Origin of the sequence: Klebsiella sp. S69 (assembly GCF_016516145.1) — a bacterium.
Taxonomy (GTDB): domain Bacteria; phylum Pseudomonadota; class Gammaproteobacteria; order Enterobacterales; family Enterobacteriaceae; genus Klebsiella; species Klebsiella oxytoca.
The window spans coordinates 115496-131228 of the sequence record NZ_JACVUU010000015.1 but is presented as its reverse complement, the minus strand read 5'-3'; the positions used below and the strand labels follow the sequence as shown (position 1 = coordinate 131228).

Here is a 15733-nt window from a genome sequence, read left to right as displayed (position 1 = left end):
GGTGCGCCTGCACCATGATTTGATTTCTGCCGGAGAACACCCCGTGAATGATGTAATTCCTCGCCCGCAGGCGAAAACCCCCAAAGCGCTGACCCCGCTGCTCGAAATCCGTAATTTAACGAAGTCCTTCGATGGCCAGCACGCCGTCGATGATGTCAATCTCACCATTTATAAAGGCGAAATTTTTGCCCTGCTGGGCGCATCCGGCTGCGGCAAGTCAACCCTGCTGCGCATGCTGGCGGGATTCGAACAGCCTACCGCCGGGCAGATTGTCCTGGATGGCGTCGATCTGGCGCGGGTTCCGCCGTATCAGCGGCCGATTAACATGATGTTTCAGTCCTATGCGCTCTTTCCCCATATGACGGTGGAGCAGAACATCGCCTTTGGCCTCAAGCAGGACAAATTGCCTAAGGCTGAAATCACCAGTCGGGTGCAGGAGATGCTGGCGCTGGTGCATATGCAGGAGTTCGCAAAGCGTAAACCGCATCAGCTCTCCGGCGGTCAGCGTCAACGCGTGGCGCTGGCCCGCAGCCTGGCGAAAAGACCGAAACTGCTGCTGCTTGACGAGCCGATGGGCGCGCTGGATAAGAAGCTGCGCGACAGGATGCAGCTGGAAGTGGTCGATATTCTTGAGCGCGTCGGCGTCACCTGCGTGATGGTGACCCACGATCAGGAAGAGGCGATGACCATGGCGGGGCGTATCGCCATTATGAACCGCGGCAAGTTCGTACAGATCGGCGAGCCGGAGGAAATTTACGAGCACCCAACTACCCGCTACAGCGCGGAGTTTATCGGCTCGGTTAACGTCTTTGAAGGGCTGGTGAAAGAGCGCCAGGAAGATGGACTGGTACTGGATTCCCCGGGCCTGACGCATCCGCTGAAGGTCGATCCCGATGCCTCCGTCGTCGATAACGTCCCGGTGTGGGTGGCTCTGCGTCCGGAAAAAATTATGCTCTGCGAGGACCCACCGGCGGATGGCTATAACTTCGCGGTAGGTGAGGTTATCTATATTGCCTATCTCGGTGACCTGTCTATCTACCATGTGCGCCTGAAAAGCGGGCAGATGCTCAGCGCTCAGCTGCAGAACGAGCACCGTTACCGCAAAGGGGCGCCAACCTGGGGCGATGAAGTCCGTTTATGCTGGGACGCCGATAGCTGCGTCGTGCTGACGGTGTGAGGAGAGGGCAATGAGTACATTAGAACCCCCGTCAGGCGTAAACAAACCGGGCGGTTTCGCGCTGTGGCTGGCGCGGCTGCAGATGGCCCACGGGCGAAAGCTGGTGATTGCGCTGCCTTACATATGGCTGATCCTGCTGTTCCTGCTGCCATTTCTGATCGTCTTTAAAATCAGCCTGGCGGAGATGGCGCGGGCGATCCCGCCCTACACCGATCTGCTGGAGTGGGCCGACGGCCAGCTAACGTTAACGCTGAATCTCGGTAATTTCCTGCAGCTTACCGACGATCCTCTCTATTTTGAGGCGTATCTGCAGTCGCTCCAGGTGGCAGGGATCTCAACGTTCTGCTGTCTGCTGCTGGGTTATCCGCTGGCGTGGGCGGTGGCGCACAGTAAGCCATCGACCCGGAATATCCTGCTGCTGCTGGTCATTCTGCCGTCATGGACGTCGTTCCTGATCCGCGTCTATGCCTGGATGGGGCTGCTGAAAAGCAACGGCGTGCTGAACAACTTCCTGCTGTGGCTGGGGGTTATCGACCAGCCTCTGGAGATCCTGCACACCAACCTGGCGGTCTATATCGGTATTGTTTACGCCTATCTGCCGTTTATGGTGCTACCGATTTATACCGCCCTCACGCGCATCGATTACTCGCTGGTTGAGGCGTCGCTGGATCTGGGTGCCCGGCCGCTGAAGACCTTCTTCCAGGTGATCGTCCCGCTCACCAAAGGCGGGATTATTGCCGGGTCGATGCTGGTATTTATTCCGGCGGTAGGGGAGTTCGTTATCCCGGAACTGCTGGGCGGCCCGGACAGTATTATGATTGGCCGCGTGCTGTGGCAGGAGTTCTTTAACAACCGCGACTGGCCGGTGGCTTCGGCGGTAGCGATCGTGATGCTGCTGTTGCTGATCGTACCGATCATGTGGTTCCACAAGCATCAGCAAAAACAGGTGGGGGAACACGGATGAATAATTTACCGGTAGTCCGTTCGCCGTGGCGAATCGTCATTTTGCTGCTTGGCTTTACCTTTCTGTATGCGCCGATGCTGATGCTGGTGATTTACTCGTTCAACAGCTCAAAGCTGGTGACGGTATGGGCCGGATGGTCGACGCGCTGGTATCGCGAGCTGTTTCATGACGATGCGATGATGAGCGCGGTAGGCTTAAGTCTGACCATTGCCGCCTGCGCCGCGACGGCGGCGGCGATCCTCGGTACCATTGCCGCAGTGGTGATGGTGCGTTTTGGCCGCTTCCGCGGTTCAAACGGCTTTGCTTTTATGATCACCGCGCCGCTGGTGATGCCCGATGTGATTACCGGCCTGTCGCTGCTGCTGCTGTTTGTCGCGCTGGGGCATTCAATTGGCTGGCCGTCGGATCGCGGCATGCTGACCATCTGGCTGGCGCACGTCACCTTCTGTACCGCGTACGTCGCGGTGGTCATTTCATCGCGCCTGCGTGAGCTGGACCACTCTATTGAAGAGGCGGCGATGGATCTGGGCGCCGCGCCGCTGAAGGTCTTTTTCGTCATTACGCTGCCGATGATTATGCCGGCGGTGGTCTCCGGTTGGCTGCTGGCCTTTACGTTGTCGCTCGACGACCTGGTTATTGCCAGCTTTGTTTCCGGGCCGGGGGCGACGACGCTGCCGATGCTGGTCTTCTCCAGCGTGCGCATGGGGGTTAACCCGGAGATTAATGCCCTGGCAACGTTAATCCTCGGCGTGGTCGGGATTGTTGGTTTTATCGCCTGGTATTTGATGGCCCGCGCGGAAAAGCAGCGGGTGCGCGATATCCAGCGTGCAAGAAGCGGCTGAACCACCTAAAATCTGCAATAGAGTTAACATCGGCGCCGCATTTGTGGCGCCGTTTTCATGGAAGACTTTACGTTGGGATTGTTTACTAAAACGCGTTCGTCTCATGCTCGTCTTAACGTTCCTGCGCTGGTGCAGGTGGCGGCCTTCGCCATTATTTTAATCCGCGGCCTGGATTTGCTAATGATCCTCAACCAGCTTGGCGTTCAGGGAATCGCGGATTTTGTCCATCGCAGCGTGCAGACGTGGGCGCTCACCCTGGTGTTTCTCTCAAGTCTGGTGCTGGTATTTATTGAAATCTGGTGCGCGTTTTCGCTGGTAAAAGGGCGCAACTGGGCGCGTTGGCTGTTCCTGTTGACGCAGATTATCGTGATTGGCTACCTGTGGGCCGCTTCATTGGGCTACGGTTATCCTGAGCTGTTTAGCATTGCCGGTGAATCGAAGCGCGAGATATTTCGTTCTCTGGTGCTGCAAAAGCTGCCGGATCTACTGGTGCTGGCCATGCTGTTTGTTCCGGCCCCGTGCCGACGCTTTTTCCGTTTACAGTAACGGTGATACAATCCCCGCCCCTGTTTTTTTGAAGGTCTTGTTATGCACTGCGCACTCTATGACGCGGGCCGCTGTCGCTCCTGCCAGTGGCTGGAACTGCCGGTATCGCAACAGCTCGCCGATAAAATGGCCGATTTGCGCACGCTTCTCGCCGATGCCCCCGTCGCTGACTGGTGCGCGCCGGTTTGCGGCCCGGAAAGCGGGTTTCGCAACAAAGCGAAAATGGTGGTCAGCGGTAGCGTAGAGCGCCCGCTGCTCGGAATGCTGCACCGTGATGGCTCCCCTGAAGACCTCACCGATTGCCCGCTCTATCCGCCAGGCTTCGCCCCCGTCTTCGCTGCGCTCAAGCCGTTTATCGCCCGCGCCGGACTCACGCCCTATAACGTTGCCCGCAGGCGCGGAGAGCTGAAGTACATTCTGCTGACCGAAAGCCGGCTCGACGGCGGGATGATGCTGCGCTTTGTTCTGCGTTCGGAGACCAAGCTGGCCCAGCTGCGCGCCGCGCTGCCGGCGCTCCAGGCGCAGCTGCCGCAGCTGAAAGTGATTACCGCCAATATTCAGCCGGTGCATATGGCCATCATGGAAGGAGAGCGGGAAATTTTCCTCACCGACCAGCAGGCGCTGGCGGAAAACTTTAACGGCGTGCCGCTCTGGATCCGCCCGCAAAGCTTCTTTCAGACCAACCCGGCGGTGGCCAGCCGGCTGTATGCCACCGCTCGCGACTGGGTGCGCCAGCTACCAGTTAATCATATGTGGGATCTCTTTTGCGGCGTTGGCGGCTTTGGTCTGCACTGCGCCACGCCGGAGATGCGCCTGACCGGGATTGAGATCGCCGCTGAGGCCATCGCCTGCGCCAGACAATCGGCGGCGCAGCTCGGCCTGCAGAATCTGCATTTCCAGGCGCTCGATTCCACGCAGTTTGCTACCGGCGAAGGCGAAATTCCCGATCTGGTACTGGTGAACCCGCCGCGTCGGGGTATCGGCGACGGACTGTGCGACTATTTAAACCGTATGGCGCCGGATTTTATTATCTACTCCAGCTGCAACGCCCGCACGATGGCGAAAGATATCGCCCGGTTGAATGGCTACCGCATCGCGCGCGTCCAGCTATTCGATATGTTCCCGCATACCGCCCACTATGAGGTGTTGACCCTGCTGGTTCGCGAAGTATAAACAAAATGTGAACTCTTCAGCCGGCAAAGATCGGGTAAGCTTGGCTTATCAGAACGTAAGAATAGCGGAGTGCTGCCGGTGGCAAAAAAAATTCTGTTGGTTGAAGATGATGAAGATATCGCTGCGCTGCTGCGCCTGAATCTGCTCGATGAGGGATATCAGATTGTTCACGTAGCGGACGGGGCGCAGGCCCTGCGGCAGCTGGAAAAGGATCTCTGGGATGCGGTGATCCTCGACCTGATGCTGCCGGGCGTTGACGGTCTGGAAATTTGTCGGCGTATTCGTCAGCAAACCCGCTATTTGCCGGTGATTATTATCAGCGCCCGCGCCAGCGAAACCCAGCGGGTGCAGGGCCTTGAAATGGGGGCGGATGATTATCTGGCCAAACCCTTTTCGATTCTCGAACTGACCGCCCGGGTCAAAGCGGTGTTTCGTCGCCAGGAGGCGATGGGGCAAAATTTGTTAATGGATGCCGGGCGTATCAATAGCCACGGCTTGAGCATCGATCCTCTATCCCGCGACGTTAAGCTGCGCGGCGAGATGGTGGATCTCACCCCGCGCGAGTTCGATCTTTTATACTATTTTGCTCGTCACCCCGGGGAGGTCTTTTCCCGTCTTGAGCTGCTCGATCGGGTGTGGGGCTATCAGCACGACGGCTATGAGCATACGGTCAATACCCATATCAACCGCCTGCGCACCAAAATTGAGCGCGACCCGGCCGAGCCGGACATCATTTTGACCGTCTGGGGTAAAGGCTATAAATTTGCCGTGGAGCGCAAAGAGGCGCAGCCATGATCCGCCGTCTCAGCCTCAGCCAGCGCCTGGCGCTGGTGTTTACCTCGTTACTGCTGCTTTGTGCGTTAGCCGTTTGCCTGATCCAGCTCTACAGCAGCGCGCAGTACGGCAACGTGATGGTCCAGCGTCTTTCCGCCGGGCTGGCGCAGCAAATCGCCGCTCGCGAGCCGCTGCTGGACGCTCAGGGGCAGGTTGACCGCCGGATGCTGAAACCGCTTTTCGACCGGCTGATGACCTTCAACCCCAGCGTGGAACTGTATCTGCTTTCGCCCGACGGCGAGCTGCTGGCCGACGCCGCGCCGCCCGGTCATATCAAACGCCAGCGCATCGATCTGGCGCCGGTGCAAACGTTCCTTTCCGGCGGCGCGTGGCCGGTATACGGCGACGATCCGCGCAGCCTTGATAAACAAAAAGTTTTTAGCGTGGCGCCGCTGCGCCAGGACGGTCAGCTGCGCGGCTATCTGTATATCATTCTGCAGGGCGAAACCTTTAATGAACTGGCGGCAAGCGCCTGGCAGAAAACACTGTCCAGCCTGCTGCTGTGGACTCTGCTGCTGGTGGCCGCTCTCGGCCTGCTGGCGGGACTGCTCGCCTGGCGGTGGGTCACGCGCCCGGTGCGTCAGCTCACCGCGCTGGTGGCTACGAATGAGCAGGACAGCATCCATGCGATTAAGGCGCTGGCGGCGCAAACCCCGGAGGCGAATCCGGGAAACGAAGTCGCCGTACTGCATAACCGCTTTATTGAACTGGCCCGCCAGATTGCCGGGCAGTGGGATCGTCTGGCCGATAGCGACCGTCAGCGGCGGGAGTTCGTTGCCAATATCTCCCATGATTTACGCACGCCGCTCACCTCCTTGCTGGGATATCTGGAAACGTTAAGCCTGAAGGCCGATCGCCTGACGATGGAAGAGAACAAGCAGTATTTGAATATCGCGCTGCGCCAGGGCAATAAAGTGCGCCATCTTTCTCAGCAGCTGTTTGAGCTGGCCCGCCTGGAGCACGGTGGGATTAAGCCGCAGCCGGAAACGTTCGTGCTGGCCGAGCTGGTGCAGGATGTGGCGCAAAAATTCGATCTGCCCGTCGCGACGCGCAATATCGGTTTGCAGCTGGAGCTGGCTGCCGGATTACCGCCGGTCACCGCCGATCTCTCAATGATTGAACGGGTGTTGACCAATTTGCTCGATAACGCCATTCGTCATACGCCGGAGGGCGGGGTTATTCGCCTGGCGGCTCGGCGGTCAGGGTCAGAGATTATCGTCGAGGTGGCCGATAGCGGGCCGGGCATCGCCGGCGAGCTGCGGGCAACCTTGTTTGAACGACCTTCGGTGCTGGAACCTGGCGCGCAAAGCGCATCGAGAGGAGGGCTGGGATTAATGATTGTCCGGCGGATGCTGCAGCTGCACGGCGGCGATATTCGCCTGCTTGAAGCGCCGGCAGGAGCCTGTTTCCAGTTTACCCTGCCGGTTTAAGGTGGCGGATTGGTTGCTCGGGATACAGGTTTAGCGCTGTCTGCTCAACGGTAGCCCGGAGAAGGCGTTTACGCTGTAATCCGGGGAATGCGCCGGGATGGAGACTTTGGCGCGGCTTCTTCCCGGGCCGCGCTGTGCTTGCCCGGGCTACGGGGCCACGGTTGTCTGCGGGCCGGTAGCCCGGGTCAGGCGTTTACGCCGCAACCCGGGGAATGCGCCGGGATGGAGACTTTGGCGCGGCTTCTTCCCGGGCTGCTCTGTGCTTGCCCGGGCTACGGTGCCACGGCTGTCTGCGGGCCGGTAGCCCGGACAGGCGCGTCAAGCGCCGCCTCCGGGAGGGTTTACTCCGGGAACCACTGCTTGCTGATTTTATCGTAGGTACCGTCAGCTTTAATCGCCTTCAGCGCGGCGTTCAGTTTTTCCAGCAGCGCTTTGTTATCCGGGCGTACCGCAATGCCGAGGCCGGTACCGAAGTACTGCGCGTCGGTGACTTTCGGCGTTGCCGCGCCCAGCTGCGGGTTGGTTTTCAGCCACTCGTTGACCACGGCGGTATCGCCAAACACCCCATCAATACGGCCATTTTTCAGGTCGATGAACGCATTCTGGTAGCTATCGTAAGCCACGGTTTTCACTTCCGGATGTTTATCCTGGAGGTATTTCTGGTGCGTGGTGCCGTTTTCCATCCCGATGCGCTTGCCTTTCAGATCGGCGAAAGAGTGGAAAGCATCTTTCTTCGAGATAACCAGCGCGGAGTTAGCGTAGTACGGGTCGGTAAACGCCACCTGCTTGCTGCGCTCCGGGGTAATGTCCATGCCGGAGATGACCGCATCATATTTCTTGAATTTGAGCGCCGGGATCAGGCTGTCGAAGGCATGGTTGGTAAAAGTACACTCGGCCTGCATCTGTTTGCACAGCGCGTTGGCCAGGTCGATGTCGAAACCGGCGATTTGGTTATTGGCGTCCATCGATTCAAACGGTGGGTAAGTTGCAGAAACGCCAAAGCTGATTTTTTCTGCGGCAGCGGCGCCAAAGGCGAAAGAACTAAGCAGTGCGGCCAGAACTAACTTTTTCATCGTGGAACTCCCGTCGGTCAATCTTATGTTGTTGTGCCGTGTCTGCGGCTGGCAGTAACAATGCCACTAAGTGAATTTATATTCAATAAATATAGATATTTATTTTGGTTTGAATAAAAAAAGACGGATAATTCAGTGAACTACCCGTCTTGATTTGGCTGGATATGCGTTTTTAATTGCGTCGCTCAAAGGCCAGCGCTTTATGTTCCACCAGACGCATCAGTAGCGTCAGCAGGCCATTGACCACCAGATAAACGATGCCGGCGGCGCCGAACACCATTACATCATAGGTGCGTCCATAGAGCAGCTGGCTGTGGCCCATCACTTCCATCAGGGTAATGGTGTAGGCCAGGGACGTGCTCTTGAACACCAGCACCACTTCATTGGAGTAGGAGGAGAGGGCGCGTTTAAAAGCGTACGGCAGCAGGATCGCCAGCGTATCCTTCTTACTCATCCCCAGCGCGCCGCAGGATTGCCACTGGCCGTCCGGAATGGCGCGGATTGCGCCATAGAACAGCTGGGTGGTATAAGCGGCGCTGTTAAGAGAAAGGGCAATCAGCGCGCAGAGCCAGGGCTCGGAAATCAGATGCCAGAGCAGCGGATACTCCTGCAGCGACGGAAACTGGCCCGGGCCGTAGTAAATCAGGAAGATCTGCACCAGCAGCGGCGTGCCGGTAAATAGCGTGATATAGCCGCGCACGACCCACACCAGCCCCGGGGTTTTTAACGTCAGGATGATGGTGAAGATTAGCGACAAAATCAGCGCCACGATGATCGAGGCCGCGGTCAGCGTCAGGCTGGTATGCAGCCCTTTTAGCAGTTCGGGTAAGTAATCAAGCATCAGCCTGGTCTCCGTTCGAAGCGCGTCGCTCGCTGATCAATACGTTTCAGAATGTACTGACTCAACAGGGTGATGACCAGATAGATTGCTGCCGCGATGATATACCAGTTAAACGGCTCCTGGGTTCGGGTAGCGATACTTTTGGTTTGCAGCATCAGATCGTTGACGCTAATGAGGCTCACCAGTGCGGTATCCTTCAGCAGCACCAGCCACTGGTTACCGAGGCCCGGCAGCGCGTGGCGCCACATCTGCGGCATCACCAGGCGAAAGAAAATAGCGGCTTTTGATAATCCCAGCGCCTGACCGGATTCCCATTGCCCCTGCGGAACGGCTTTAAGCGCCCCGCGCAGCGTTTGCGATGCGTAAGCGGCATACAGCAGAGAAAGCGCGATAGCCCCACACAGGAACGGGCTGACGTCAAAATTTTCAATCTGCATCTGTACCGGGATCTGCACAATGCCGAGATTAATAGTAAAGCCGTCAGAAAGGGTCAGCAGCAGCTGAGAGGAACCAAAATAGATAAACAGAACTACCAGGATTTCCGGTAGTCCGCGCAAAAGGGTGACAATGCCGGTTGCGAGCCAGGCGACCGGGCGCAGCTTCACCGACTCGAGGACGGCAAACAGCATCGCCAGCACCAGACCGATGATCAGGGCGCAAACGGCAAGGCCGACGGTCATCCCGGCGGCGCTTGCTAATGGAAAAAATTCGTTCATTCAGCGTTACTTCTGGAACCATTTGTTATAGATAGACTGGTAAGTCCCATCGCTCTTCACTTTTTCCAGCGCAGCGTTAAATTTCTGCTGCAGCTCGGTATTGCCCTGGCGCAGCGCAATGCCGAGACCGGTGCCGAAGTAGTCTTTATCGGTGACTTTGTCGCCGACTGCTCCCAGCTTCGGATTGCTCTTCAGCCATTCGGTCACTACTGCGGTATCGCCAAACACGGCGTCAATACGGCCGTTCTGCAGGTCCAGCTTCGCGTTCTGGTAGCTGTCATAAGGAACGGTAGTGATTTCCGGATGTTTGTCGGTGATGAATTTCTGGTGAGTGGTGCCGTTCTGCACGCCGACTTTTTTGCCTTTCAGCTGATCGATGCTGGTGAATTTACCCTGCTGGCCGACGAACAACGCAGAGTTTTCATAGTACGGGGTCGTGAACAGCACCTGCTTTTCACGCTCAGGGGTGATATCCATCCCGGCCATTACCGCGTCGAAACGGCGGAACTTCAGGCTGGGGATCAGGCTGTCGAAAGCCTGATTGGTAAAGGTGCAGGTCGCATCAATCTCTTTACACAGCGCGTTCGCCAGATCGACGTCAAAGCCGACAATTTTGTTATTAGCGTCGATCGATTCAAACGGAGGGTAAGAGGCCTCGGTGGCGAAACGAATGGTCTGGGCAGCGGTAGCGGAGAGGCTCATGCCCGCAAGAAGAGCGGCAATCAGTACTTTTTTCATCGTCATTTCCCCGAAAACATCAATGTGAAAGATAGTTTTTAAACGCGTCGGTCTGCGGATGCGCGAAGCAGCCGGCATCACCTTGTTCAACGATATGGCCGTTTTCCATATACACCACGCGGCTTGCCGTTTTACGCGCCACTTCCACTTCGTGGGTGACGATGACCTGCGTAATGCCGGTTTCAGCCAGTTCGCGGATAATACTGACGATCTGGGCGGTGATTTCTGGATCGAGCGCCGCCGTAGGTTCATCAAACAGCAGAACCTGCGGTTCCATCATCAGGGCGCGGGCAATGGCGACACGCTGCTGCTGGCCGCCGGAAAGATGCAGCGGGTAGCGATCGCTATAGGGTTTCAGGCGCAGACGTTCGAGCAGCTTTTCTGCGCGCGCTAAAGCCTGATCTTTGCTTAAACCGAGCACGCGGCAAGGCGCTTCAATCAGGTTTTGCTGCACGGTCAGATGCGGCCACAGATTGTACTGTTGGAACACCATACCGACGTTCTGGCGCAGCTCGCGGATGGCTTTGTCAGAAGGCGCTTTGGTAAAGTCGAAATGGTTCCCGGCGATGTGCAGCGTGCCGGAACGCGGCATCTCCAGCAGGTTAAGAACGCGCAGCAGCGAGCTTTTTCCGGCACCGCTTGGGCCGAGCAGCACCAGCGTTTCCCCCTGCGGGCAATCCAGCGTGATGTCGAACAGCGCCTGGTGCGCGCCGTAGAAGCAATTAATGCCGTTTAATTTAATGCTCATCTGGGCAGTCTGATACAAATAGCAATTGAGGCCGCAAATAGTACCTTTGGCAGAATAGTTATGCAATATTTATGCGTTAAAAGTTAAATGTAAACCACGTTTACATTTAAAGTTAGCACAAAATATGGCTTCGTGGAGGCGGGGGGAGTAAATGTCGGCAATACCAGAGTAATTACCGACATTTTACCGGGTTATACCCGTCATACTTCAGGCCGCAGAAGCGTTGGCTTTGTTACCCGGCTCAGCCATGAGCCTCGCCTCTACCGGCCCCCGGTCTGCGCCTTGAAGGAGACCGGGGATTCTTTGCCAGGTGCCAGCGGCCGGTTAGCGTTTTTCCAGACTTTGACGCAGGGTGCCTGCCGGCGCATGGCCGTTATTGCCGAGGTAGCGGACGTCATCTACCGCCCAGCACTGGCCTTCCTGAATCATCAGCACTTCATCCTTCCAGCTTTGGGTGCCCTGTTTTAGCTCCACGCGCAGCGGAATGTTGCGCGCATCGCGGTTGGGGATCGTGGAGGCGCTGGCGACCTCGGCGCTGTCGGCCGGGGTACTGCTGCTGGAGAACAGATTAGACTGCAGCAGGGCGTTGTTCGACGGATCCTGACGCGCGTCGTTCAGCAGTTTTGCCAGACCGTCGCTCAGGTACGGACGCAGCGCGGTTAAATCGCTATTGCGATTCTGCAGCTGGTAGTCATAAAACTTCTGCGCCACGTCATCCGGGCCGCCTTCGATGCAGGGGCCGCTACGGGTGCCGTTATCTTTGTAGGCAGGCGTGACGGTAGTACAGGCGCTGAGCGCCAGCGCGCAGGGGAGGACGAGTGCAAGAACTTTGTAGCGCATGATGATTTCCTTATGAGCTCACTACGTTAGAATATCTTTTCAAGCATAGTGTATCAGATAGGGATTGTGCTTGACCCTTAGAGCTAACGCATTGAACGCTAAAGAAGGAGTTTCATCATGCAATTTTCCACTACTCCGACCCTTGAAGGTCAGCCCATCATTGAATACTGCGGCGTCGTCACCGGGGAAGCGATTCTCGGCGCCAACGTATTCCGCGATTTTTTCGCCAGCATTCGCGATATCGTCGGCGGTCGTTCCGGCGCCTATGAAAAAGAGCTGCGCAAGGCCCGCGAAATTGCGTTTGAAGAGCTGAGCGAGCAGGCGAAGGCGCTGGGCGCCAATGCGGTGGTCGGGATTGATATTGACTACGAAACCGTGGGAAAAGACAGCAGTATGCTGATGGTCAGCGTCAGCGGCACCGCGGTGAAGACCCGCCGATGAAACGATGCCGGGCAGGCGTACTGCTGGCGCTGCTGCTGGCGGGCTGCGCCAGCGAAAAAGGTATTATCGATCGCGATGGCTATCAGCTGGATAAGCGCCATCCGGCGCAGGCCGCTTATCCGCGCATCAAAGTGCTGGTGATCCACTATACCGCCGATGATTTCGACGTTTCCTTAGCGACGCTGACGGATAATCAGGTGAGCTCTCACTATCTGATCCCGGAGAAACCGCCGCTGCACGGAGGCAAACCGCGGATCTGGCAGCTGGTGCCGGAAGAGGATCTGGCCTGGCATGCGGGGGTCAGCTTCTGGCGCGGCAGCACGCGCATTAACGATACCTCGATTGGCATTGAGCTGGAGAATCGCGGCTGGCAAAAAACGGCGGGGGTGAAAAGCTTTACGCCGTTTAATCCGGCGCAGATTGACGCCCTGATCCCGTTGGCGAAGGACATCATCGCTCGCTATCAGATCCTGCCGCAGAACGTAGTCGCGCATGCCGACATTGCCCCGCAGCGCAAAGACGATCCGGGGCCGCTGTTCCCGTGGCACAGGCTGGCGGAGCAGGGGATTGGCGCATGGCCGGATGCCCGGCGCGTGGCGTTTTATCTGCAGGGGCGTCCGTCATACGAGCCGGTAGACACTGCCGAGCTGCTGGACGTCCTGGCGCGCTACGGCTATCAGGTGACGCCGGAAATGACCCCAGCGCAGCAAAAGCGGGTGATTATGGCTTTCCAGATGCACTTCCGCCCCGCGCGCTGGGACGGCGTTGCCGATGCGCAAACGCTGGCGATGGCTGAAGCGCTGCTGGAAAAGTACGGGCGCGGTTAATAGTGCAGCTTGCCGTGGTCCTTCAACCACGCGGCGGTGCGGATAATCCCTTCATCCATGTTCACCACCGGCTGATAGCCCAGCTCCTGCTGAGCGCGAGAGATATCAAGGGTAAAATCGAAGTTCAGCTTGGAGACACCGTAGTGGGTAAAGGCGGGCTCTTTAGCTGACTTATTGCCAAAGCGCTCCATGCTGCGGGCGATAATATCCAGCATAGGATAGGGAACCGATCGGATGCGGCACTTAATCCCCAGCTCATCGATGAGTTTCAACACGATGCTGTGCAAGGTTTGCGGTTCGCCGTTAGTGATGTTGTACGCCCGGGCCGAGGGCAGAAGGTCGCACTGTGGCTGGCTGGCGAGCCACATCGCGTGCACCGCGTTTTCATAATAGGTCATGTCCACCAGCGCGCTGCCGCCGCGCGGTAACAGAACGCTGCCATAGTGCTGCATCATCTGCGCCAGACGCGGAATAAACACTTTATCATGCGGGCCAAACAGGCTTTGCGGACGCAGGATCGTGAAGCGGGTATTCGGGTTGGCCTGCGCCAGAAGATGGATCACGTCTTCGCTTGCCGCCTTGCTGCGGGCGAATTCGTTGGCGAAACGCTGCGGACGAAAATCTTCCTGAACATCGCGATGATGGTGGTAATCAAAATAGAGCGACGGTGAGGAGATATGTACGAAGTTGCGTACGCCCCAGGCAACCGCCCATTCGCCGAGGCGACGGGTTGCGCGGACGTTGGCTAAATCGAAAGCCTGCTGAGTGCCCCAGGGTGAAGTAAAGCTGGAACAGTGCCACAGGGTATCGATACCGGCGAGCATCACTTTGGCCTGCGAAGAGACCAGCTCGGTTAAGTCCGCAGGGACGAACTCTGCGCCCATTTTGCTCAGAAGCTTGCCCATCGCTTCGTTGCGCCCGGTCGCTCTGACGCTAATGCCCCTGTTACGCAGATATTCCACCGCGTTGCGGCCTAATCCGCTGGTCGCACCGGTAACCAGTACCTTCATATCGATCCACTGTTTAACAAAAGAATTTCGTGCGCATTTTTCCGTGATTCTGACTACGATGCAATGAGAATCATGAAAGAATTCTGTACCTATACTCTATTTGATGGTGATTTGCTCCGCCAGGTGCGCGATGCGTCGGGCCATACCGCGAAAAATAAACAGATGCGCCGGGATCATCAGCAACCAGTAGCAGAGTCCCGGCATACCGTGCGGGTGCCACCAGGCGCGGACGTCCAGTTCGCGATGGTCGCCTTTATCGCGCAGGGTAAAGCTCAGGCGGCCAAGGCCGGGCGCTTTCATGCCGAATAACAGCGTCAACTGCTTTTCCGGCTCGACGATAATCACCTTCCAGCTGTCCACCGCATCGCCGGTCTGCAGATATTCATTTTCCGGGCGACCTTTTGCCAGCCGGTGACCGACCAGCAGATCTATCGCTCCGCGAGTTTTCCACAGAGCGTTGCCGAAGAAATAGCCCTCTTTGCCGCCAATTTGGTTGACCACCTTCCACAGCGCAGCAAGGCTGGCGGAAGTGTTAACGGTGCAGCCCGCCTGTTTCGGGTAGTAACCGTACTCTGGGCGCCAGCGGGCAAAGGCCTGCGCATCGTAGCCCCAGTCGCTGGAGTTCACCAGTTGCTCCTCTTCCTTTAGCGTGCGGCGCACCGCTTCATCAAAAGCGATGAGAGGTTGCGGGATGAGCGCCCGCAGGGCGCGGTCGTCGGCGATCAGATCGTGCTTTAGCCCCTGAATTAGCGCCCTGGCCGTGGTTGACGGCACTGAAGTAATGATGTTGAGAAACCACACCGAAATCCAACGGGTCGGAAAAGGAATGGGGATCAACGGCCGACGTTTGCCGCTGACTGCCATAAAGCGGATAAACTGCTGCTGATAGCTCAAAATTTCCGGCCCGGCGGCTTCAAAAATGCGATGCTCTGCCGCAGGATGGTTCAGCAGCTGCAGCAGATAATAGAGTAAGTTTTCCAGCGCAATCGGCGTGGTGCGCGAGCGCACCCAGCGCGGCGGCGTCAGTACTGGCAGGTTGTAAACCATATCACGCATCACTTCGAATGCGGCGGAACCGGCGCCGACGATAATGCCGGCGCGAACTTCCGCTACCGGTATGCCCGATTCGCGCAGCAGATCGCCGGTGATCTGGCGGGCGCGCAGATGATCGGATTGTTCCTCTTCTGCAACCTGTAACGAACTGAGAAAAATGACTTCGTTCACCGGCGTTTTGCGCAGCGCGTCGCGGACGTTAAGGGCGACCTGCCGCTCGTGGCGGATAAAGTCGCCGCCTTCGCCCATCCCGTGTACCAGATAATAAACGGTGTCAACCTGCGCCAGCAGGGCGGGTAGCGCGTCAGGCTGGTTTAAATCGAGCGAATAGCACTCGACGCCGGGGAGATGCTGCTTCTTGAGTCTGTCGATCTGGCGTGCCGCCGCCAGCACGGTGAAGCCCTGCTCGCTGAGCCTTGTTACCAGATGCTGGCCGATATAACCGCTGGCGCCAAGCACCAGAATTCGCTGCGACACGCC

The 15733-nt window shown here is 57.6% G+C and carries 17 protein-coding genes; 9 read left to right on the top strand and 8 right to left on the bottom strand.

The features are described 5' to 3' along the window. Positions 1–43 precede the first annotated feature (43 nt). The 7 genes from potG (at position 44) to IAE27_RS15920 (ending at position 6966) form a co-directional block, all read left to right on the top strand. Positions 44–1177: a putrescine ABC transporter ATP-binding subunit PotG gene (gene potG, locus IAE27_RS15950; RefSeq protein ID WP_004134592.1), complete on the top strand. Its 1134-nt coding sequence runs from the start codon at positions 44–46 to the stop codon at positions 1175–1177. A 10-nt stretch (positions 1178–1187) separates the two neighbouring features. Then, a complete protein-coding gene (gene potH / locus IAE27_RS15945) occupies positions 1188–2141 on the top strand; it encodes a putrescine ABC transporter permease PotH (RefSeq protein WP_004100583.1) in 954 nt (317 codons plus the stop codon). After that, positions 2138–2983, top strand: coding sequence for a putrescine ABC transporter permease PotI (potI, locus tag IAE27_RS15940; RefSeq protein ID WP_004100585.1), 846 nt, complete (start codon positions 2138–2140; stop codon positions 2981–2983). Before potH ends, potI begins: the two co-directional genes overlap by 4 nt. 57 nt (positions 2984–3040) lie before the next feature. Further along, complete coding sequence (locus IAE27_RS15935; RefSeq protein ID WP_004100588.1) at positions 3041–3529, top strand: YbjO family protein; 489 nt, start codon at positions 3041–3043, stop codon at positions 3527–3529. 42 nt (positions 3530–3571) lie between these two features. Further along, positions 3572–4702, top strand: a complete 1131-nt coding sequence (gene rlmC / locus IAE27_RS15930) for a 23S rRNA (uracil(747)-C(5))-methyltransferase RlmC (RefSeq protein ID WP_200092658.1) — start codon at positions 3572–3574, stop codon at positions 4700–4702. 78 nt (positions 4703–4780) lie between these two features. After that, entirely contained in the window at positions 4781–5497 is a 717-nt protein-coding gene (locus IAE27_RS15925) for a response regulator transcription factor (protein WP_004100592.1), read from the top strand. Beyond that, the gene (locus tag IAE27_RS15920) at positions 5494–6966 is read left to right on the top strand and encodes an ATP-binding protein (protein WP_070557747.1); all 1473 of its coding nucleotides are present in this window, start codon (positions 5494–5496) and stop codon (positions 6964–6966) included. The genes IAE27_RS15925 and IAE27_RS15920 overlap by 4 nt, the downstream gene beginning before the upstream one ends. A 341-nt stretch (positions 6967–7307) precedes the next feature. Here IAE27_RS15920 and artJ read toward each other — a convergent pair whose 3' ends face one another. The 6 genes from artJ to IAE27_RS15890 all read right to left on the bottom strand — a co-directional run bounded on the left by artJ (position 7308) and on the right by IAE27_RS15890 (position 11922). Next, positions 7308–8039 carry an arginine ABC transporter substrate-binding protein ArtJ gene (gene artJ / locus IAE27_RS15915; RefSeq protein WP_017146217.1) on the bottom strand — a complete coding sequence of 244 codons (732 nt, stop codon included), beginning with the start codon at positions 8037–8039 and terminating at the stop codon, positions 7308–7310. 172 nt (positions 8040–8211) lie between these two features. Continuing rightward, positions 8212–8880, bottom strand: a complete 669-nt coding sequence (gene artM / locus IAE27_RS15910) for an arginine ABC transporter permease ArtM (protein WP_070557748.1) — start codon at positions 8878–8880, stop codon at positions 8212–8214. Further along, a complete protein-coding gene (gene artQ, locus IAE27_RS15905; protein ID WP_004100599.1) occupies positions 8880–9596 on the bottom strand; it encodes an arginine ABC transporter permease ArtQ in 717 nt (238 codons plus the stop codon). Before artQ ends, artM begins: the two co-directional genes overlap by 1 nt. A gap of 6 nt (positions 9597–9602) precedes the next feature. Further along, complete coding sequence (gene artI, locus IAE27_RS15900) at positions 9603–10334, bottom strand: arginine ABC transporter substrate-binding protein ArtI (protein WP_004111833.1); 732 nt, start codon at positions 10332–10334, stop codon at positions 9603–9605. 19 nt (positions 10335–10353) lie between these two features. Beyond that, positions 10354–11082, bottom strand: a complete 729-nt coding sequence (gene artP / locus IAE27_RS15895; protein ID WP_004111834.1) for an arginine ABC transporter ATP-binding protein ArtP — start codon at positions 11080–11082, stop codon at positions 10354–10356. A 324-nt stretch (positions 11083–11406) separates the two neighbouring features. After that, positions 11407–11922: a lipoprotein gene (locus tag IAE27_RS15890; protein WP_004100604.1), complete on the bottom strand. Its 516-nt coding sequence runs from the start codon at positions 11920–11922 to the stop codon at positions 11407–11409. A gap of 117 nt (positions 11923–12039) precedes the next feature. Between IAE27_RS15890 and IAE27_RS15885 the strand changes: the two genes are divergently transcribed. Together IAE27_RS15885 and IAE27_RS15880 are read left to right on the top strand one after the other, a co-directional pair. Next, positions 12040–12363 (top strand): heavy metal-binding domain-containing protein, encoded by a 324-nt coding sequence (locus IAE27_RS15885; RefSeq protein WP_004100606.1) that lies wholly within the window; start codon positions 12040–12042, stop codon positions 12361–12363. Further along, positions 12360–13190 (top strand): N-acetylmuramoyl-L-alanine amidase, encoded by an 831-nt coding sequence (locus IAE27_RS15880; RefSeq protein WP_200092655.1) that lies wholly within the window; start codon positions 12360–12362, stop codon positions 13188–13190. The genes IAE27_RS15885 and IAE27_RS15880 overlap by 4 nt, the downstream gene beginning before the upstream one ends. On the opposite strand, the gene IAE27_RS15875 is transcribed toward IAE27_RS15880, so the two are convergent. Together IAE27_RS15875 and IAE27_RS15870 are read right to left on the bottom strand one after the other, a co-directional pair. Beyond that, complete coding sequence (locus tag IAE27_RS15875; RefSeq protein ID WP_004100611.1) at positions 13187–14200, bottom strand: NAD-dependent epimerase/dehydratase family protein; 1014 nt, start codon at positions 14198–14200, stop codon at positions 13187–13189. The genes IAE27_RS15880 and IAE27_RS15875 overlap by 4 nt on opposite strands. Positions 14201–14296: 96 nt before the next feature. Then, a complete protein-coding gene (locus IAE27_RS15870) occupies positions 14297–15730 on the bottom strand; it encodes a DUF2867 domain-containing protein (protein WP_200092652.1) in 1434 nt (477 codons plus the stop codon). Between the last annotated feature and the right edge of the window lie 3 nt (positions 15731–15733).